We start from the raw sequence: 19383 nt of genomic DNA on the forward strand, positions 1-19383 counted from the left end.
GCTCAGGACTCGGCGAGCATCTTGCGCAGCTGCTTGGTGGCCGGCGTGACGATCGCGACGAAATAGGCCTCGCGCAGCCGCCGCTGTGCGCGGTGGCTCCTGAGGTAGCCGCGCGCGCCACAATGCAGCATCGCCGCATGTGCCGTCGCGACGCTGGCTTCCCCGGCGCGCAGGCGCAGCGCGATCACCTTGCGCCAGTAGGTCTCGTCCTCGTTGTAGGGATCGCGCGCCAGCGCCATGGTCTCGGCCTCGAGCTCGGCGGCGAGGTCGCGGAAGTGCACCGGCTGCTGCGGCAGATAGCGGTTGATATGGCCGAGCGGACTATCGACCTCGCCCATGATGTTGATGCAGTCCTTGATGAGGCCGAGCGCCATGCCGGCCTGCAGCAGGATGAAGCCGGCGCGGATCTTCTTGACGAAGGGGCCGGCGGGGTCGGCGAGGATCAGCTCGTCCGGCACGAAGACGTCGCGGAACTGAACGCCATAGGTGCCGGTGCCGTCCATCGCCATGAACGGCTTGCACGGCGTCAGCGTGATCGCGGGATCGGAGCAATCGGCCAGGAACATGACCGTGCCGGGCTCGCCACTTGCGACGCCCTGATCGTCCTCACGCTCGAAGATGGTGCCGAAATAATGGTCGGGACCGAGATTGGAGACCCAGGGCAGCGCGCCGCGCACGATGTAGCCGCCCTCGACCTTGCGCCCTTTCAGCTTCAGTTTCTCGATGCCGAAAAAGCTCTTCATCGGGTTGGAGAGCCCGGTGCCGCCGAGCACCCGGCCGGTCGAGAAAGCATCGCCGAACCGCTTGGCGAGCTTCAGATTGGTCGAGTTGGCGGCGTACCAGACCAGCGTGTTCTGGCACCAGGCCATGAAAGCCGTGGCGCCGCAGACCTCGCCGATAGCGGCCATCGCCTGGATCGCGCAGCGCAAATCGGCGGGACCTTCGTGCGGCACGTGACTGCCCCAGGCGCCGACCGCACCGAACTTGCGCAACACCTCGGCCGGATAGACCGAGCCGTCGTCGATGCCGGCGGCGAGCGGCGCGAGATCTTCGCGCGCGATCCGCGCCACCTCCCCTGCAATGGACGGTGCGGGCTGATCCAAACTTTCGGCCCGCGATAAAGCCAGTGAACCCATGATCGTCTCCCGCACCTTGTCCTGGTTGCGATCAGCTAGACGCCGACCTCGAGATTGACCGGGCGCGTGAAGGTGTTGGCGACCGGCGACCATTTCTTCACATGGGCGACCAGCGCGTTGATCTCGTCCTGCGAGACGCCCTCGCACGCCATGTCGACCTTGACCCGCACGTCGGTGAAGCCGACCGGCTTGTCCGAGGTATCGCCGGTGCCCCAGACCGCGGTGATGTTGAGGTCGCCTTCGAGCTCGAGCTCGAGCTTGTTGACGATCCAGCCGCGATGCACGGCGTTGGCGTGCAGGCCGACGGCGAGGCACGAGCCGAGCGCGGCAAGCGAGGCTTCCGACGGATTGGGCGCGGTGTCGTCACCCAAAAGGCCCGGCGGCTCGTCGACGATATAGGGCGGCAGATTGCGGATGTAGTTGGCGTGACGGAATTTGCCTTCCGCGACCGTCTTGCACTTCAAGGTCTTGACGACCTTCGGATTGGCCTTGCCGCTCGCGATCAGTTGCTCGAGGCCATTCTTGTCGATGGGCGCAAGGCACCCCGTCAGCACTGTCTTTTGAACGACGGCAGTCATCATCTTCTCCCTGGCAGCCGTGGAAAAGCAGGATACCGAACGGTCTGTTTCCTTGCATGGAGCGTGCCAGAAGAGGCCGAAAACGAAATGCGAGGCATTGGAGCCGCTTAGCGATGGCTGCCTGCGGATTGATCAGCCGCGCTCTGCTCAAAGGCGATGCAGCTGAGATGGCCGATGCGAATCTTTTTAGCGCGAAGCAGATGCGGCTTGATGATACCGCGCGGCTGCGATTAAGTTGCAATCCATGGCCAAACCTTCACTGAAAAAGCCCTCACTGAACAAGATGTCGTCGAAGAAGAACGCGCCGCATTCAGGCGCGGGCGATGACGAATCCGCGCGCGGGCGCCTGCTCAGCGCCGCCTCGCATTTGTTCTGCAAGAACGGAATCAACGCCACCGGCATCGATGCGATCATCGAAGAGGCCGGGACCGCGAAGACCACGCTTTACAAATTGTTCGGCTCCAAGACCAACCTCGTCAACGCGGTGCTGGAGAGCGAAGGCAAGCAATGGCGCGAATGGTTCATCGGCGCCATGGAAGACGGCGGCGGCGATGCGCAGGCCAAGCTGGCGCGCATCTTCCCGGCCCTGAAGAGCTGGTTTGCCGAAGAGCGCTTCTACGGCTGCCCCTTCATCAACGCGGTCGGCGAGCACGACAAGGACGCCAAGCAGTTCCGCAACATCGCACTGAAGCACAAGAAGATCGTGCTCGGCCACATCGAGAAGCTCGCCGGTGAGCTCGGCTCGAGCGAGCCCGCGGTGCTCGCCCATCAGCTCGGCCTCCTGATCGACGGCGCGATCGTCGCCGCGATGATCTCGCGTGATCCCGGCGTCGCAGATACGGCGGCGCTGACGGCCGGCCCCCTGCTCGGCCAATCCAAGTCGAAGAAGAAGCGCGCGGCGGATCAGCTGGAGGCGGTGTGATCGCCTCCCACCCCGTGTCGTAGATCTCGTAGGGTGGGAAGGCGCAAAGCGCCGTGCCCACCAAACTCGTTCAGCTTCGTCGATCGAGATGGTGGGCACGCTTTGCTTTGCCCGGCGCCGCGCTCGCGGGCGAGCCGCTGTTCTACATCGTCTTCCTCCAGGTGCCGATGTATCTGGCCGCGATGACGGCCGCGGCCTTCCGCCTCAACCGGATGCTGGTCACCACCATGCGCGCCGAGCGCGAGAACAGCCATCGCGCCCATCACGACGCGCTCACGGGCCTGCTCAATCGCGCGGGCTTCGTCGAGGCGCTTGGCGGCAGGCTTGCCGCGCGCGCCGAACGGCCGTTCGCGGTGATGTTCTTCGACCTCGACAATTTCAAGCCGATCAACGACACGTTCGGACACGCGGCGGGGGACGCGGTGCTGAAAGCGGTGGCCGCGCGCGTGCGCCGGCTGCTGCCTGATGACGCATTGGTCGCCCGAATGGGCGGCGACGAATTCGTGGTGCTCCTCGACGGCGTCACCGCCGAGATGGCACAGCAGACGGGACATCGCCTCATCAGCGAGGTCGCATTGTCCTATGAGCTCAGCGGCGAAATGCACGCCTGCATCGGCGCCAGCGTCGGCATCGCGCTGTCACCGGATCATGGCGCCGACGTCGCCGGATTGCTGGCGGTCGCCGATGCCGCGCTCTACCAGGCGAAGTCGGGCGGCAAATCGCGTTGCTGCCTGGCGTCGGTCGAGTCCAACCTCGCGGCGTTGCGCCAGCTCCAGCAGAGCCCGAAAGCCCCTCTCCCAAGCGCGGCCTGAGGCGGAGCTCGTAGGGTGGATTAGCAAGGCGTAATCCACCAGATCGAATCAGCGAGCAATGGAAGTGGTGGGTTACGCCATGCGGCCTGCGCTTTGCGCAGCCGCAAGGCTAACCCACCCTGCGAAGCGGCAACGCATCCGTGAATCGCTTGATGGCAGCCAGCACCGGCTGCTGATCACCCGCGAAGAACCAATGATCGTTGCCGTCGAGCTCGACGAACTCCGCACCGCTGATCCGGCTCGCGATATCGCGGCCGGCCGCGATCCGCACCGCCTGGTCGCCGCGCCGGTGCAGCACCAGCGTCGGCACCGCGATCTGCGCCAGGAGATGCCGGACGTCGGCGTCGCGAAAGGCCTCGAGCACGGCCGAGATACCGCCGGGACTGGACGCCGCGCGCAATAACCCGGCCCACCAGGCGCATGCCTGGGGATCACCGGCCAGACTCGGCGCAAAGGTCTCGATCCCGACCGGGCCGCCCCATTGTGCGACGAGCTGCCTGCTCCAGGCGTCATACTGGCTGGCGCGCAACGCGTACGGATAGTCCTCCGCCCAACATCCCTTGGCCAGTGCGCCGAACAGGATGAGCCCGGCCACGAGGCGCGGCTCATCGATCGCAAATTTGACGCAGGCCGGCCCGCATTCGGAGGCGCCGAACAGCACGACGCGGCGGGAATCCACCGCCCGCAGCACGGTGCCGATATCCTCCGCGGTGACGTCGATCCCCGGGGCCGATCCGACCCGGTCGGACAGCCCGATCCCGCGACGATCGAAAACGATCAGCCGTCCAAGCTTCATCAACGACGCCAGGAACGTCCGGCTTGCAGGGCTCTCCCAGGCCCGCTCCACATGCGACACGAAGCCGGGCATCACCAGGATATCGAGCGGGCCGCTGCCATAGGTTTGGTACGCCAGATGCACGCCGGCGCCCTTCACATAGCGCGTGGTTGGAACAGCGTGCAGCGCCGTTGCGGGACTCATCAGCGCCTCGGTCTCGGCTTCCGGCGCAACCCCGAGTTCGTCCCGCAGCCGCTGTGTCAGGGCAGCATGCTGACGTTCGGCCGCGCTGCGGTCGCCGGCCAGCAGAAGGCTGCGGATCAGATGCCGGCCATAGACCTCGCTGAGCGGATCGAGTTCAGCCAGGCGTCCCGCATGCGCGGCCGCGGCAAAATGGTCGCCGGCGGCATTCTTGTCCTGTACGAGACGCTCGAGCGCATGCATGAGCCGTCCCCTCAGCGCCTCCCGGCGAAAGAACGCCCAATCGTCGAATTCAGGGCAATCGTCGAGAGCGAAGCCCGCAAGGAAGTCGCCGCGATAGATCCGGCAGGCCGCTTCAAAGTCGCCGCGGTCGCAGGCGCTCTCGAATGAATGCGCATCGGCCTTCAGCACGGTCGCCGGAGACCACCGCACGCTGGTGCGGTCGGTCTCGAATACCGGCTGACCGAGCGCGAGCTCGACGCGATGAAGCAGCCGCCGCAGCCGCGCAAGGCCCGTCTCGCGATCGGTCTCAGGCCAGAGCAGCGTGGCAACGACGTCGCGCGCGACCGCCGCCTTGGCCTCCGCCAAATAGACGAGCAGCGCAAGACCCTTGCGCAGGTTCAACTTGATCGGACGGCCGTCAGCATGGACCTCCGGGAACCCGAATGTCTCCAGCGAGAAAGCCGTCATGGAAATCCTCTCTCCCCCTCGGGACGCCCCCAGGGGACGCACAGGGGACGGCGCCGCGGTAGCCATGGGCCCAGATCGAGCCGGCTCGCCGGCGACCGCCTCGAGCTCTGCATGCGGCACCGCTGGATCAGGCACAATAGGAAAAACCATGTTCTCACGCCTCGCAATCCTGCTCTACGCAATCGTGAGCTATGCCGTATTCACGGTGTCCTTCCTCTATGCACTCGGTTTCGTCGGCAATTATGTCGTACCCAAGTCAATCGATCAGGGGACCGACGTCGGCAGCCTGACCGAGGCCATCCTCGTCAACCTGCTGCTGATGAGCCTGTTTGCAATCCAGCACAGCGTCATGGCGCGCCCGGCCTTCAAACGCTGGTGGACCAAAGTTCTTCCGGTGGCCTGCGAGCGCAGCACCTATGTGCTGCTCTCCAGCCTCATCCTCCTCCTGCTGTTCTGGCAGTGGCGTCCGATCCCGATACCGGTTTGGCAGACCAGCGGAATCGTGGCGTGGCTACTGACCGGCGTCCATTGGCTCGGCTGGCTGATCGCATTCGCCTCGACCCACATGATCGATCATTTCGACCTGTTCGGCCTGCGCCAGGCCTTCTCGGCGCTGCGCGGGACCGAGCCGGAGGATCACTCCTTCAAGGCGCCGCTGCTCTACAAGATCGTTCGGCATCCGATCATGCTCGGCTTCCTCCTCGCATTCTGGGCCACGCCCGAGATGACCGCCGGCCATCTGCTGTTCGCGCTCGCGAACACCGCCTATATCCTGGCCGCGTTGCAGTTCGAAGAGCGCGATCTGATCGCAGAGTTCGGGGAAACCTACCGGCAATATCGCCGCCGCGTTCCGATGCTGGTGCCGCGCCTTTTCGCGCGGACCCGGACCAAAGACCAGGACGTGGCCCGGAGCATCGGAGTGCCCCGATGAAAGCGGTTCTGTGCCATTCGTTCACTGGTCCCGGCGATTTGCGCCTCGGCGAGATCGATGCGCCCAAGCCTGCCGGCGATGAGATCCTCATCGACGTCCACGCGGCCTCCGTCAGCTTCATGGACCAGTTGCTGGTCTCGGGCCTCTACCAGATGCGGCCGCAGACGCCCTTCGTGCCCGGCACGGAAGCATCCGGAACCGTCGTCGCGGTCGGCGGCAAGGTGACAAAGTTCGCGCCCGGCGATCGCGTGGCCTGCAGCAGCTGGACCGGCGGCTACGCCGAACGGATGATCGCGAAGGAGTCGAAGACCGTACGCCTGCCTGACGGCGTCGCGTTCGAACCGGCGGCAACCATCCTGCACAATTACGGCACGGTCTATTATGCGCTGGTCGAACGGGCACGAGCCGAGCGCGGCGAAACGCTGTTCGTCACTGGCGCTGCCGGCGGAGTTGGACTTGCCGCCGTCGACCTCGGCCGGCATCTCGGCCTGCGCGTCGTCGCCGGTGTCGGCTCTGACGACAAGGCGGCCCTGGTCCGCGGCTACGGCGCCAGCGAGGTCATCAACTATCGCAGCGAGGATCTGCGCGACCGGATCAAGTCGATCACGTCAGGAGACGGCATCGATGTCGGCTTCGACAATGTCGGCGGTGGGATTTTCGAGCAGATGGCCCGGCTGATGAAATGGGGCGGACGGCTGATGCCGATCGGCTTCACCGGCGGCGAGATTCCCTCCATCCCGATGAACCTGCCGCTGCTGAAGAACTATTCCATCATCGGCGTCTTTGCCGGCGCCTGGGCGGAGAAATTCTCCAACGAGGCAGCGCGCATGAACGCCACGCTGATGCGATTGCTGGCCGAAGGACAAATCCGCCCGCATATCGACCGCGTCCTCCCTTTGGAGGAGGCCGGCGACGCCATGCGCGCCGTGGCCAACCGGACAGTTCAGGGACGAATTGTGCTCAAAATCAGATAGAGTGCGCCATGGCTTCGATCATCATCGACAAGCGCTATTGCGGTCCTCCGAACTCCGGCAACGGCGGCTATGTCTGCGGCCGGCTCGCCCGTCACATTCCCGGGGCTGCAGAGGTGACGCTGCGCGCGCCGCCCCCGCTGGACTCGCCGCTCGATGCCATCGCGACGGACGACGGCACATGGGAGCTTCGCGATGGCGGCAAAGCCGTCGCCACCGCCCGCGCCGTGAGCGTCGAGCTTGCGCAGATCGAGACAGCTGACTTGCTGGAAGCACGTGCGGCCGAATTGCATGCGCTGTCCAGGCCGCACGAACATCCGCTGCCACACTGTTTCGTCTGCGGTCCCGCAAGGGCGAAGGGCGACGGCCTGCGCATCTTCGCCGGCCCGCTCCGCCGTCAAGCACAAACTCCCGTTCTCGCCGCGAGCTGGGCACCCGATCCAAATCTCACGGCCGGGGATGGCCTCATCGCGCCCGAATTCCTCTGGTCCGCGCTCGACTGCCCCACCGGCTTTGCCTGCAATTACGATCAGCAGAGCGGCAGCTTCGAGAAGACCCCGCTCCTGCTCGGACGGATGTCAGCCCGCATCGAAGCGCGCCCCCGCCCCGGCGAGCTCTGCATCGTCACGGCCTGGCCCACCGGCCGCGACGGCCGCAAGCGCACGGCCGACGCTGCGCTTCATGATGAAGCCGGCAGATTGCTGGCGTTGGCGCGGACGACATGGATTGCGGTGGAGCGCGACGTGCAGCTCGGGCGCGGGTAATTCGCCGCCGACGGACATGCGCAGGCGGCGGTTTCCGCGGCACTAGTTCCCCAGATCGTACTCGTGCACGGAAACCCTGATCTCGCGGACGAGATTTATCAGCGCCAGGGTGAAAAACCCGAGAGCAATGACGAAAAGCACAGCGACACCGTATTCGTGTCGCAGTTGATAGTATGCGCTGATGAACGCCACGATCACGAGTAGGCATGTCAGGATCGCGCTTGTTCCGGAGAACAGGATAGCCCGGTTCAGCAATTCGGCACGACGCCGCAGCTGAGGCAGATCCTTGTTGAGCCTCAACCTGGCGCCGTCACCATCCAGGACAGCATTGAGCGCTTGAATCCGGTCGCTGACCCGGTTCATGCGGGCGATCAGCAGCGAGACAAACCCGGCAACCGCTCCGAGAACGAAGGAAGGAGCGGTGACTTGAACGATCACCTGCGACAATTGCTCGACCCACGGGGTATCCGGAAACAGCATCTCGCCTCCCGCGCCATCGTTCACCGGCTGAGCAGGATATCTCCCTAGCTGCTCGTCACTTGCCGGACGGGAGGCGGCTTCCAGGTCCCGTTGACGATCGAGGGTGACTTCTCGTTCGGCCAGTACATCCGCAACATCAGGACGAACTTGCCCGCCGGCGCGGGAAGCCAATTGCTCTCCTTGTCGGGGCCGGGACTGTCCTTCTGGATGTAGAGATCGACCGAACCGTCCGGATTGGCTTTGAGATTCTGGCGGGCGCTGATCGACTGGCGGTTGATCGGATTGGCGACGAAGAAGTAGTTCTCGTCATACATCGTGATCGACCAGAAGCCTCCGACCGGAGGAAGCTGCCCCTTCGGGAAACGCATCACGTATTTGTTGCTGCCGACGTACTCTTTCCCGTCGGCGTCCTTCTGGGATGTCGGATAGCACGCATCCTGGATCCGGTTGGCGCCAAGGCCGATGGCCGTGACAAGCGCACGGTTGAGATAATTGGTGCCGTAGATACCGGCTTCGCTGTCGAAGGCCCAGCCGTTGATGTTCTTGATCGCCTTGTTGACCTTGAACTGGAGCATGATGCGGTCGAATGCCACCTGCGGGACGCGCTTGGCGAAGGCAGCATCGAATTTGCTCGCGTCAAAATCCTTGCCGGGGACAAGACCGATCTTCGCGAATTTGGCGACCTCAGCTGCGTCGACGGCGGCCGGCGGATTGCGCTTCATCAATTGCGCGAGAAGGGTGAAATAGGCCGCGGCGTCCAGGCGGTTGACCTGCTCGCGCACCGCCGTCTTCATGTCGATCGACGCATCGACCTTGCCTGCCGGGGGCGTAAAGGACTTGTCGTATGCGCTGAGCGGCACGAGCTTGAACTGGTCCTGCGCGGCGTGCACGGCCGCGTAGTCCTCCGGCGTACCGGTGCAGTAGATGCGGCCCAAGATCCACACCATGCACGTGGGGGATTTGTATTCCTTGACGCCGGCGGGAAGCGTTCCCTTCCAGCCCGGGCCGGTGATCGCATAGGTCTGCGCCTTGGTGCCGGTGGTGCGCTTGCCAGGCACCTGGAAGACATTGGTCCAGCCGTCCAGCATCGGAAACAGGAAGTAGCGGTCCTTCATGTCCGGCATGCTCAGGACCCAGGGCTCGTCTCCCACGTCGATCCAAGCCGTCGTGTAGAGCGTATCGGCATTGGGTGCCGTGACATCCTTGAAGGTGGCATCAGGGTACTTACGGAGCTTGACGAATTGCCCCATCGGCCCGCGCGTGCCTTCCACCGCCGCAACGTTCGTCATGACCCGGCGGGTCATCTCCATCGTCACGAGAGGGTATCCGTAGATATAGGCATCCTGGGCGAGCCAGAAATCTTCGCCGCCCTCCAGGGCCCTGACAACAGGACCGTCAAACTCGGCACGTGCGGTGCGGGAAATCGCGAGCGCCGATACAGCGGCGCTGAAGGCGGCAAGTGCTTGGCGACGGCTGATTGACATATCGAACCCTCCCTGTTGCCTCAAAACCGTAACGGGCGGGGTTCGATGTTCCTTGACATGCATCAATGGGGCTGGATGGTCTTGGGCGCAGCGCCGTTCGCTCGCCTGGGCGTGGCCGCCACGCCTGCGTCAACTGGCGGTAGAGGTGGTGGTTACGCCAACGCTAGCCTTCTCTAGACGACGTGTGCTCTTGGCACTCCCAACTCGTAGGGCGGGCAAAGGCGCGTAGCGCCGTGCCCACTACCTCTGTCTGAGCTTCGTCGATCGACATAGGTGGGCAAGCTTCCGCCTTCGCTCTTCGAGCTACGGCGGACAAGCCGCTTTGCCCACCCTACGAGACCGGCGCTCGACGACAGCTACGTGCTCTGCTCCATCATCCCCTGCAGCCGCACCAGCTCCGCCTCGAGATCGCGCTCGATGTCCGCCGCCCGGATCTCCAGCACCCGATAGTCCCGCGCCTCGAGCCACGTCCGCCTTCCTGCGCGATCAGCGGCAATCGCCTCGCCCTCGCCCGGATTCACCAGCTCGATCGCGATCCGATGCGGGAACGAGACGAAGTCCGGGATGTGGCGGCCGACCGGGGTCTGGCGCTTGAACTGGCCGGCGAAGCGACGGTCGCGGGTCAAAGCCTGCCAGAGCAGACGCTCGGCGTCGGTCGGGTTGCGGCGAAGCAGGCGGGCGAGGCCGCGCACAGTGGAGCCGCTGTCGGGCACGCCGCCGCCCTGCCCGTGCTCGGCCAAAAGCGCGCGCAGGCGCGTCGCCTGCTCGCCATCGAGCACGCCTCCCTTGGCCGGGCCCTTGCGTCCCTCGGCGATCGCCATGATCACGCCGTGCAGGGTGTGCATGTCCTGCTTGGTCGGCTCCATCCGACTGAAGATGTTGCGCAGGTTGACCAGCATGGTGTCGCGCTTCTCGGCGGGGCGCAAAAATTCCACCTTGTCGAGTTCGCGGATGAGGTTGTCGAAGAACGCCTGCATCTGGTGCTGCGAGGCGCGCTCGGAGCGCTCCGGCATGGCGTGCGGCAGTTCGCCGGACGTTGCTCGCTTGAACCATTCATAGCCGACCAGCAGCACGGCCTGGGCGAGGTTGAGCGAGGCGAAGCCCGGATTGACCGGGAAGGTGATGATGCGGTTGGAGAGCCCGACCTCCTCGTTGGTCAGGCCCCAGCGCTCGCGGCCGAACAGGATACCGCACCTGCCGCCGGTCGCGACGTGACCCGCGATCTCGCTGGCCGCCGCCTCCGGCCCGACCACCGGCTTGGCCTGGTCGTGGGGACGTGCGGTAGTAGCGAACAGCAGGTCGAGGTCGGCGACCGCCTGCTCCACCGTCTCGAACAATTCGACCTTTTCCAGAATGTGGTCGGCGCCGGCCGCGGCGCGCTGTGCCGCGATGTTGGGCCAACCGTCCCTGGGGTTGACGATGCGCAAGGCGCCAAGGGCAAAATTTCCCATGGCGCGTGCGGCCATGCCGATGTTTTCGCCGAGCTGCGGCTCGACCAGGATCACGATGGGACCGTCGAGGGACAAACCCGCCTTGCTCTTGTCAGTCCCCGACATCTCGTTTCGCTTTCACTCTTCGTCTCAAGGCCTTGCCAGGGCACTCTCAGGAATTGATTCAAGCCGGCCTTTCCCAAGTCGTCCTTGGGCCGGCCGGCGCTGTCCGCCTCGTTTGCCTGTCCTGACGAAATTCTCAAGGGAAATAACGGGTTGGAATCGACTTTTGAATCTCCTCCGGATCCTCGGATCCGGTCCTGCGGCAGGGCGGCCCTGCCCCCACGTCTGGGGAAGCTGGATGAGCTAAAAGTGCATAATCCCTTGGCTTTCGCCCGCCGCGTCCGGGTGCTAAGAGGCGGCGGATATTCCCGTGGCGCGCCAAAAGCGCCGTTCCCAAGAGGCTTCCCCGATCATGGCAAAAATCAAGGTATCCAATCCCGTCGTCGAACTCGATGGCGACGAGATGACCCGGATCATCTGGCAGTACATCAAGGACAAGCTGATCACCCCGTTCCTGGATGTCGAGCTGATGTATTTCGACCTGGGCATGGAGTACCGCGACCACACCAACGATCAGGTCACCATCGACGCCGCCGAGGCGATCAAGAAGGTCGGCGTCGGCGTCAAGTGCGCAACCATCACCCCGGACGAGGCCCGGGTGAAGGAGTTCAACCTCAAGCAGATGTGGAAGTCGCCGAACGGCACCATCCGCAACATCCTCGGCGGCGTGATCTTCCGCGAGCCGATCATCTGCAAGAACGTGCCGCGCCTGGTTCCCGGCTGGACCAAGCCAATCATCATCGGCCGCCACGCCTATGGCGACCAGTACCGCGCCACCGATTTCAAGTTCCCGGGCAAGGGCACGCTGTCGATGAAGTTCGTCGGCGAGGACGGCACCGTGATCGAGAAGGAAGTGTTCAAGGCGCCCGACGCCGGCGTCGCGATGGGAATGTACAACCTCGACGACTCCATCATCGACTTCGCCCGCGCCTCGCTGAACTACGGCCTGCTGCGCAACTACCCGGTCTACCTCTCGACCAAGAACACGATTCTGAAGGTCTATGACGGCCGCTTCAAGGACATCTTCCAGGACATCTACGACCGCGAATTCAAGAAGGAATTCGAGGCCAAGGGCCTGACCTACGAGCACCGCCTGATCGACGACATGGTGGCCTCGGCGCTGAAATGGTCCGGCGGCTATGTCTGGGCCTGTAAGAACTACGACGGCGACGTGCAGTCCGACACGGTCGCGCAGGGCTACGGCTCGCTCGGCCTGATGACCTCGGTGCTGCTCACCCCCGACGGCAAGACCGTGGAAGCCGAAGCTGCCCACGGCACGGTGACCCGCCACTACCGCGAGCACCAGAAGGGCAAGGAGACCTCGACCAACTCGATCGCGTCGATCTTCGCCTGGACGCGTGGCCTGTCGCACCGCGCCAAGCTCGACAACAATGCCGAGCTCGCCAAGTTCGCCAACACGCTGGAGAAGGTCTGCGTCGACACCGTCGAGGCCGGCTACATGACCAAGGACCTCGCGCTCCTGGTCGGCGCCGACCAGCGCTGGCTCTCGACCACCGGCTTCCTCGACAAGGTCGCCGAGAACCTGACCAAGGAGCTGGCGGCCTGAGCCGTCCGCAATTTCGCCCGACTGGGCCAGACATCATCACGGGCCGCGCCGAAAGCGCGGCCCGTTTCTTTTTTGAGAGCTTTCGCGGAGACCATCATGTTCATCAAGCTTGCTGCCCCCACCCTGCTAGTCGCAGCCCTGATCGGACCAGCCGGGGCCGCGGAGCCGCTCCCCGAGGCCATCGCAGCACCTGGCGAGAGCGTGGTGGTGAGCCTCCACGCCGAGGGCGTGCAAGTCTATGAGTGCAAGGCCGCCGCCGACGGCAAGCTCGCCTGGGCCTTCCGCGAGCCGGTCGCGACGCTGCTGTCCGAGGGCAAGACCATCGGCCGCCACTATGCCGGCCCCAACTGGGAGCTTGCCGACAGCAGCGCCGTCGTCGGTAAGGCCATCGGCAACGCGCCCGGCGCAACGGTTGCCGATATCCCCTGGCTGAAGCTGGAGGTCACCTCCCATCGCGGCAGCGGCACCCTGACGCCCGTCACCACCGTCCAGCGCATCAACACCCATGGCGGCAAGCTCGACGGTGCGTGCGACAAGGCCGGCGAGTTCAGAAGCGCGCCCTACTCCGCCGAATATGTCTTCCTGAAGAAAGGCTGACCGCTCAGCGGTCGGTGTCGTCCTTCTCGGCCTGCGCCAGCTCTGCCGCCGCGAGATCGCCGCTGTCGGCGAGCCGCGCCTTGGCGGTGGTGTGGACGTGGTCGGCGAGCGTCGGCATGCGCGCGATCAAGGCATGAAAATCCTGGGCGTCGAGCACCAGGAGGCGCGTCTTGCGCGTCGCCGTCACCGTGCCGCTGCGTTTTGTCTTATGCAGCAGCGCGATCTCGCCGAAGAAGGTGCCGTCCGTGAGGTGCACATGCTGGCTCGGCAGCGCAATCTCGACCTCGCCGGCGGTGATGAAATACATCGACGAGGCCGCATCGCCGCGGCGGACCAATATCTCGCCCTGCTCGATGGTGCGCGCCCGCAACAGCCGCATGATGTCGGCGATCTCCGCGGCCGACAGATGCGAGAACAGCGGCACCCGCGCCAGCATGCCCCAGGTGACGACGAAATCGCGCCGCTTCACCTCTTCGGCAAAGGCGGTTGAGATGATCGCGACCGGCAGCGCGATCATGGCGAAGCCGCTGATGATGGCGAAGGTGGAGACCAGCTTGCCGAGCGGCGTCACCGGCACGACGTCGCCATAGCCGACGGTGCCGAGCGTCACGATCGCCCACCACATCGCCTGCGGGATAGTGCCGAGCTTGTCCGGCTGCACGTCGCGCTCGATGGCGTAGAGCAGCGAGGCGAACGTCAGGACCGCGCCGATCAGGATGACGATGCAGCCGATCAGCGCGCGACGCTCGGCATGCACGGCGGCGAGCAGCGAGCGCATCGCCGGCGAATAGCGGATCAGCTTGAAGAACGGCAGCACGCCGAGCGCCGCCAGCGTCGCGTGCCGGCCGGTGGCGAGCACGATGGAAGCGGGCAGGAACGCCATGAGGTCGATGATGCCGAGCGCGGAGAAGGCATAGCCGAGCCGGTCGGACAGCGCGGAGCCCTTGCGCTGGGTGTGGCCCGCCACCGTCCACAGCCGCGCGGCATATTCCAGCGCGAACACGAACACCGACAGAATGGTGATCGCGGAGAACACGACGCCGAACTGCGCGTCCAGCTTCGGCACCGAGGCGAGGATCATCGCGGCCACATTGAGCACGATGACGCCGATGATGACCTGGATGAAGCGCGACCCGGCTGAATAGGCCAGCGGATCGTGCTCCAGCAATTCGTACAGGCGATCCCTCAAATTCGGATCGGCTGAGCCACGTCCTCGCGGAACGGGGCGCACGGCCTCACGCGCCCGCCATCGCTTTTTCGATCGCGCTCAGCGCCTCGGACGCCTTGGCTCCGTCAGGTCCGCCGGCCTGGGCCATGTCGGGCCGGCCACCGCCGCCCTTGCCGCCGAGCGCCTCGGAGGCGACACGCACGAGGTTCACCGCGTTGAAGCGCGCGGTGAGGTCCGCGGTGACGCCGACCACGATGCCGGCCTTGCCGTCCTCGGTGACGCCGACGATGGCGACCACGCCGGAGCCGATCTGCTTCTTGCCGTCGTCGGCGAGGCTCTTGAGATCCTTCATCTCGATGCCCTCGACCGCGCGCGCCATCAGCTTGACGTTGCCGACCTCGCGCACGCCGCTGGCTGCGCCATTGCTGCCGGCCGAAGCGCCGCCGCCCATCGCCAGCTTCTTGCGGGCGTCGGAAAGCTCGCGCTCGAGCTTCTTGCGCTCCTCCATCAGCGCGGTGATGCGCGCCGGGACGTCGTCGAGCGAGGTGCGCAGCTCGTTCGCCGCGGTCTTGGCCAGCGCCATGGTCTCGTTGGCGTGCCTGCGCGCATAATTGCCGGTCAGCGCCTCGATGCGGCGCACGCCGGAGGCGACCGCGCTCTCGCCGGTGAGCGTGATCAGGCCGATATCGCCGGTGCGTCGCACATGCGTGCCGCCGCAGAGCTCGACCGACCAGCCGAGCGCGTTGGCGCCGCGCTCGCGCGCGGTCCGGCCCATCGAGACGACGCGGACTTCATCGCCGTATTTCTCGCCGAACAGGGCGCGTGCGCCGGCTTCGCGGGCCTCATCCACGCCCATTACACGCGTGGTGACCTCGTCGTTCTCCAGCACCACGTCATTGGCGATGTCCTCGACCCGGGCCAGCTCCTCCGCCGAGATCGGCTTCGGATGCACGAAGTCGAAGCGCAGGCGATCTGGCGCAACCATCGAGCCGCGCTGGGCGATGTGGTCGCCGAGCACCTGGCGCAGCGCCTCGTGGATGAGATGCGTCGCCGAATGATGCGCCCGGATCGAGGAGCGCCTGGAATGATCGACCTCGAGCTGCAGCGCGGTGCCGAGCTTGACTTCGCCGCTCTCCACCGTGCCGACATGCACGAAGAAATCGCCGAGCTTCTTCTGCGTGTCGGTGACGCGGAACTTGATGCCGCCCTCGCCCGTGAGCACGCCGGTGTCGCCGACCTGGCCGCCGGACTCCGCGTAGAACGGCGTCTGGTTCAGCACGATCGCACCGGTGTCGCCGGCCTTCAGGCTGGCGACCTCTGCACCGTCCTTCACCAGGGCAGAGACCACGCCTTCAGCGCTCTCGGTCTCGTAGCCCAGGAATTCAGTAGCGCCGAGCTTTTCGCGCAGCAGGAACCAGATCGCTTCGGAAGCCGCCTCGCCAGAACCCTTCCAGGACTCGCGCGCCTTGGCCTTCTGGCGCTCCATCGCATCGGAGAAGGAAGCCTGGTCGACGCCGATGCCGCGCGACTTCAGCGCGTCCTGCGTCAGGTCGAGCGGGAAGCCGTAGGTGTCGTACAGCGTGAAGGCGACGTCGCCATCGAACATGTCGCCCTTTTTCAAGGACGCGCTCTTCTCGTCGAGGATGGCGAGGCCCCGCGACAGCGTCTTGCGGAACCGGGTCTCTTCCAGCCGCAGCGTTTCCTCGATCAGGCTTTCCGCGCGCATCAGGTCGGGGTAGGCCTGGCCCATCTCGCGGACCAGCGCCCAGACCAGACGATGCATCAGCGGCTCCTTGGCACCGAGCAACTGCGCATGGCGCATCGCGCGGCGCATGATCCGGCGCAGCACGTAGCCGCGGCCCTCGTTCGAGGGCAGCACGCCGTCCGCGACCAGGAACGCCGAGGAGCGCAAATGGTCGGCGATGACGCGGAACGAGGCCACGGTCTGCTCATTCGGCCCGCTCCCGAGCGCGGACGAGGTCGCATCGATCAAATGACGGAACAGGTCGGTCTCGAACACGCTGTCGACGCCCTGCATGATGCAGGCCATGCGCTCGAGGCCCATGCCGGTGTCGATCGAGGGACGCGGCAGATCCACGCGCTCCTCCTTCGTCACCTGCTCGTACTGCATGAACACGAGATTCCAGAATTCGAGGAAGCGGTCGCCATCCTCTTCCGGCGAGCCCGGAGGTCCGCCCCAGATGTGATCACCGCGGTCGATGAAGATCTCCGAGCACGGGCCGCACGGGCCGGTGTCGCCCATCGCCCAGAAATTGTCCGAGGTCGGAATGCGGATGATGCGGTCGTCGGAGAAGCCCGCGATCTTCTTCCAGAGCCCGTGCGCTTCGTCGTCGGTGTGGTAGACGGTGACGAGCAGCTTGTCCTTGTTGAGCCCGAAGTCCTTCGTGATCAGCTTCCAGGCGAGCTCGATCGCGCGCTCCTTGAAATAGTCGCCGAAGGAGAAGTTGCCGAGCATCTCGAAGAAGGTGAGATGGCGCGCGGTGTAGCCGACATTGTCGAGGTCGTTGTGCTTGCCGCCGGCGCGCACGCATTTCTGCGACGTGGTGGCGCGCTGATAGGGCCGCTTCTCGACGCCGGTGAAGACGTTCTTGAACTGCACCATGCCGGCATTGGTGAACATCAACGTCGGATCGTTGCGCGGCACCAATGGCGAGGACGACACGATCTCGTGGCCGTTCTCGGCAAAGAAGTTCAGAAAGGTCGACCTGATCTCGTTGACGCCGCTCATGTTCATCCAATCGGGTGTGCTTGGACCCGCTATAGGCCATCCAAACCTGACATTTAGGCTGATATCTGCGGGCCACAGCGCTTTTAGACAAGGCCAGCTTCGCTGTCCAGAAACTGTGCAAGGAGATCAGAGGGTTGCCGCAGGCGCTCAATCCCCTTTGCAATCCCGTTGATAGGGCAAGCGGACGCGTTGACAGGCTTGGCCGCCCTGTGGTCTGTACCCATCTGTATCGTACGGCCACGTCGGGAGAGACCGGCTTTAGGCAGCCGGCGCCGAAGGAGCAACCGCCCCGGAAACTCTCAGGCAAAAGGACCGCGTGGCTTTGACAGCATCTGGAAAGAGGCGCCGACGGGTTTAGACCCGGATGGCTCCCGCCGACGGGATAATACTCTCAGGCACAGCGACAGATGGGGCTTCGACTGGTGTCCTCAGGGAATCGTCCCGGGGGAACCGCCGAGGGCCCCTGTGATGCTAGCGCGCGACGACCAAGATTCCCTGAAACGTACGCCCCTTCATGGGCTTCATGTCTCCCTGGGCGGCAAGATGGTGCCGTTCGCGGGCTATGACATGCCCGTGCAATACCCCGCAGGCGTCCTGAAGGAGCACCTCCATACCCGCAACGCAGCCGGCCTGTTCGACGTCTCCCATATGGGCCAGATCGCGCTCAGGCCGAAATCCGGCAGGGTCGAGGACGCCGCCCGCGCACTGGAACGGCTGGTGCCACAGGATATCGTGGCGATTGCACCGGGACGGCAACGCTACGCCCAGTTCACCAACGCCGATGGCGGAATTCTGGACGACCTGATGGTCGCCAATTTCGGTGATCACCTCTTCCTGGTCGTCAACGCCGCCTGCAAGGAAGCCGACGAGGCGCATCTGCGCGCGAATCTCTCGGGTGACTGCGGCATCGATTCCCTCACAGACCGTGCGCTGATCGCGCTGCAGGGGCCGAGGGCCGAGGCGGCGCTGGCGAAATTGTGTGCAGAGGCGCCCGCCATGAAGTTCATGGATTCCGGTCCCCGCAAGGTTGCCGGCCTCGACTGTTTCGTCTCACGCTCCGGCTACACCGGCGAGGACGGTTTTGAAATTTCGGTTCCCGCGGCCGATGCCGAACGTCTCGCCAAAGCGCTGCTCGAAAACCCCGACGTGCTGCCGATCGGCCTGGGCGCCCGCGACAGTCTGCGGCTGGAAGCCGGGCTCTGCCTCTACGGCCACGACATCGACACCGCGACCACGCCGGTCGAGGCCGCGCTGGAATGGTCGGTGCAGAAGAGCCGCCGCAGCGGCGGCGCGCGCGCCGGCGGCTTTCCCGGTGCCGAAAAAATCCTCGCCCATTTCGACAACGGCGCGGCCCGCCGCCGCGTCGGCCTGCTCGCCCAGGGACGCGCGCCGGTGCGCGAGGGCGCGCTGCTGTTTGCTGACAGCGCGGGCGGCGAGCCGATCGGACAAGTCACATCGGGCGGTTTCGGCCCAAGCCTGAATGCGCCGGTCGCGATGGGCTATGTGCCCACCGCATCGAGCGCGCTCGGCACACAACTCTTCGCCGAGGTGCGCGGCCAGCGTCTGCCGGTCGCTGTCGCGGCCATGCCCTTCGTCAAGAACACCTACAAACGCTGAGGATTCGAGAATGACCACGACGCTGTACACCTCCGACCATGAATGGCTCGCCATCGAGGGCGACGTCGCCACCGTCGGCATCACCGATTACGCCCAGCAGCAGCTCGGCGACGTCGTGTTCGTCGAACTGCCCAAGGTCGGCCGCGCGCTGAAGAAGGCGGAAGCCGCCGCCGTGGTTGAGTCCGTCAAGGCGGCCTCGGATGTGTACGCACCCGTGACAGGCGAAGTGCTCGAGACCAACGCCGAGCTCGCAGCCGAGCCGGCGCTGGTGAACTCGGACGCGCAAGGCAAGGCGTGGTTCTTCAAGATCAAGATGGCCGACAGAAGCGAACTCGGCGGCCTGATGGACGAAGCCGCCTACAAGGCGCACACGGCTTAAGGACGATGG

17 protein-coding genes and 1 riboswitch are annotated in these 19383 nt (G+C 65.1%); of the genes, 9 read left to right on the forward strand and 8 right to left on the reverse strand.

The features are described from left to right. Window positions 1-2: 2 nt before the first annotated feature. Together XI04_RS20230 and XI04_RS20235 are read right to left on the reverse strand one after the other, a co-directional pair. The gene (locus tag XI04_RS20230; protein ID WP_038948065.1) at window positions 3-1136 is read right to left on the reverse strand and encodes an acyl-CoA dehydrogenase family protein; all 1134 of its coding nucleotides are present in this window, start codon (window positions 1134-1136) and stop codon (window positions 3-5) included. A 35-nt stretch (window positions 1137-1171) separates the two neighbouring features. Continuing rightward, complete coding sequence (locus XI04_RS20235; RefSeq protein ID WP_028142832.1) at window positions 1172-1714, reverse strand: OsmC family protein; 543 nt, start codon at window positions 1712-1714, stop codon at window positions 1172-1174. A 244-nt stretch (window positions 1715-1958) separates the two neighbouring features. Between XI04_RS20235 and XI04_RS20240 the strand changes: the two genes are divergently transcribed. Both XI04_RS20240 and XI04_RS20245 read left to right on the forward strand, forming a co-directional pair. After that, window positions 1959-2636, forward strand: coding sequence for a TetR/AcrR family transcriptional regulator (locus XI04_RS20240; RefSeq protein WP_038948066.1), 678 nt, complete (start codon window positions 1959-1961; stop codon window positions 2634-2636). A 53-nt stretch (window positions 2637-2689) separates the two neighbouring features. Next, window positions 2690-3448 carry a GGDEF domain-containing protein gene (locus XI04_RS20245; protein ID WP_271610347.1) on the forward strand — a complete coding sequence of 253 codons (759 nt, stop codon included), beginning with the start codon at window positions 2690-2692 and terminating at the stop codon, window positions 3446-3448. Window positions 3449-3557: 109 nt separating this feature from the next. On the opposite strand, the gene XI04_RS20250 is transcribed toward XI04_RS20245, so the two are convergent. Next, on the reverse strand, window positions 3558-5114 hold the full coding sequence (locus XI04_RS20250; protein WP_271610346.1) for an alpha/beta fold hydrolase: 1557 nt from the start codon (window positions 5112-5114) through the stop codon (window positions 3558-3560). A gap of 148 nt (window positions 5115-5262) precedes the next feature. On the opposite strand from XI04_RS20250, the gene mddA reads away from it, so the two are divergent. The 3 genes from mddA to XI04_RS20265 are packed head-to-tail and all read left to right on the forward strand — an operon-like array spanning window position 5263 to window position 7780. After that, window positions 5263-6045 carry a methanethiol S-methyltransferase gene (gene mddA / locus XI04_RS20255; protein ID WP_038971643.1) on the forward strand — a complete coding sequence of 261 codons (783 nt, stop codon included), beginning with the start codon at window positions 5263-5265 and terminating at the stop codon, window positions 6043-6045. Continuing rightward, complete coding sequence (locus tag XI04_RS20260; RefSeq protein WP_212476879.1) at window positions 6042-7019, forward strand: NADPH:quinone oxidoreductase family protein; 978 nt, start codon at window positions 6042-6044, stop codon at window positions 7017-7019. The genes mddA and XI04_RS20260 overlap by 4 nt, the downstream gene beginning before the upstream one ends. An 8-nt stretch (window positions 7020-7027) precedes the next feature. Then, window positions 7028-7780, forward strand: coding sequence for a hypothetical protein (locus XI04_RS20265; RefSeq protein ID WP_028142827.1), 753 nt, complete (start codon window positions 7028-7030; stop codon window positions 7778-7780). Window positions 7781-7822: 42 nt separating this feature from the next. On the opposite strand, the gene XI04_RS20270 is transcribed toward XI04_RS20265, so the two are convergent. The 3 genes from XI04_RS20270 to XI04_RS20280 form a co-directional block, all read right to left on the reverse strand. Further along, window positions 7823-8260: a DUF2721 domain-containing protein gene (locus tag XI04_RS20270; protein ID WP_095425250.1), complete on the reverse strand. Its 438-nt coding sequence runs from the start codon at window positions 8258-8260 to the stop codon at window positions 7823-7825. Between the two features lie 44 nt (window positions 8261-8304). Beyond that, complete coding sequence (locus XI04_RS20275) at window positions 8305-9744, reverse strand: DUF1254 domain-containing protein (RefSeq protein WP_095425251.1); 1440 nt, start codon at window positions 9742-9744, stop codon at window positions 8305-8307. A 356-nt stretch (window positions 9745-10100) separates the two neighbouring features. Further along, a complete protein-coding gene (locus XI04_RS20280) occupies window positions 10101-11300 on the reverse strand; it encodes a TrmJ/YjtD family RNA methyltransferase (RefSeq protein ID WP_038948071.1) in 1200 nt (399 codons plus the stop codon). 349 nt (window positions 11301-11649) lie between these two features. Between XI04_RS20280 and XI04_RS20285 the strand changes: the two genes are divergently transcribed. Then, a complete protein-coding gene (locus XI04_RS20285; protein WP_028142824.1) occupies window positions 11650-12864 on the forward strand; it encodes an NADP-dependent isocitrate dehydrogenase in 1215 nt (404 codons plus the stop codon). Between the two features lie 96 nt (window positions 12865-12960). Continuing rightward, entirely contained in the window at window positions 12961-13461 is a 501-nt protein-coding gene (locus XI04_RS20290) for a DUF3455 domain-containing protein (protein ID WP_038948072.1), read from the forward strand. A 4-nt stretch (window positions 13462-13465) separates the two neighbouring features. Here the strand turns inward: XI04_RS20290 and XI04_RS20295 are convergent, their stop codons facing one another. Together XI04_RS20295 and alaS are read right to left on the reverse strand one after the other, a co-directional pair. Beyond that, on the reverse strand, window positions 13466-14692 hold the full coding sequence (locus tag XI04_RS20295; protein WP_271610345.1) for a cyclic nucleotide-gated ion channel: 1227 nt from the start codon (window positions 14690-14692) through the stop codon (window positions 13466-13468). 4 nt (window positions 14693-14696) lie between these two features. After that, entirely contained in the window at window positions 14697-17378 is a 2682-nt protein-coding gene (gene alaS, locus XI04_RS20300; RefSeq protein WP_271611140.1) for an alanine--tRNA ligase, read from the reverse strand. A gap of 233 nt (window positions 17379-17611) precedes the next feature. Next, window positions 17612-17702, forward strand: a riboswitch (glycine riboswitch). A gap of 144 nt (window positions 17703-17846) precedes the next feature. On the opposite strand from alaS, the gene gcvT reads away from it, so the two are divergent. Together gcvT and gcvH are read left to right on the forward strand one after the other, a co-directional pair. Beyond that, window positions 17847-18995 (forward strand): glycine cleavage system aminomethyltransferase GcvT, encoded by a 1149-nt coding sequence (gene gcvT / locus XI04_RS20305; RefSeq protein ID WP_095425255.1) that lies wholly within the window; start codon window positions 17847-17849, stop codon window positions 18993-18995. A 10-nt stretch (window positions 18996-19005) separates the two neighbouring features. Further along, on the forward strand, window positions 19006-19374 hold the full coding sequence (gene gcvH / locus XI04_RS20310) for a glycine cleavage system protein GcvH (RefSeq protein ID WP_038948077.1): 369 nt from the start codon (window positions 19006-19008) through the stop codon (window positions 19372-19374). Window positions 19375-19383: the final 9 nt, after the last annotated feature.

Origin of the sequence: Bradyrhizobium sp. CCBAU 11430 (assembly GCF_028128855.1) — a bacterium.
GTDB classification, from domain to species: domain Bacteria; phylum Pseudomonadota; class Alphaproteobacteria; order Rhizobiales; family Xanthobacteraceae; genus Bradyrhizobium; species Bradyrhizobium ottawaense.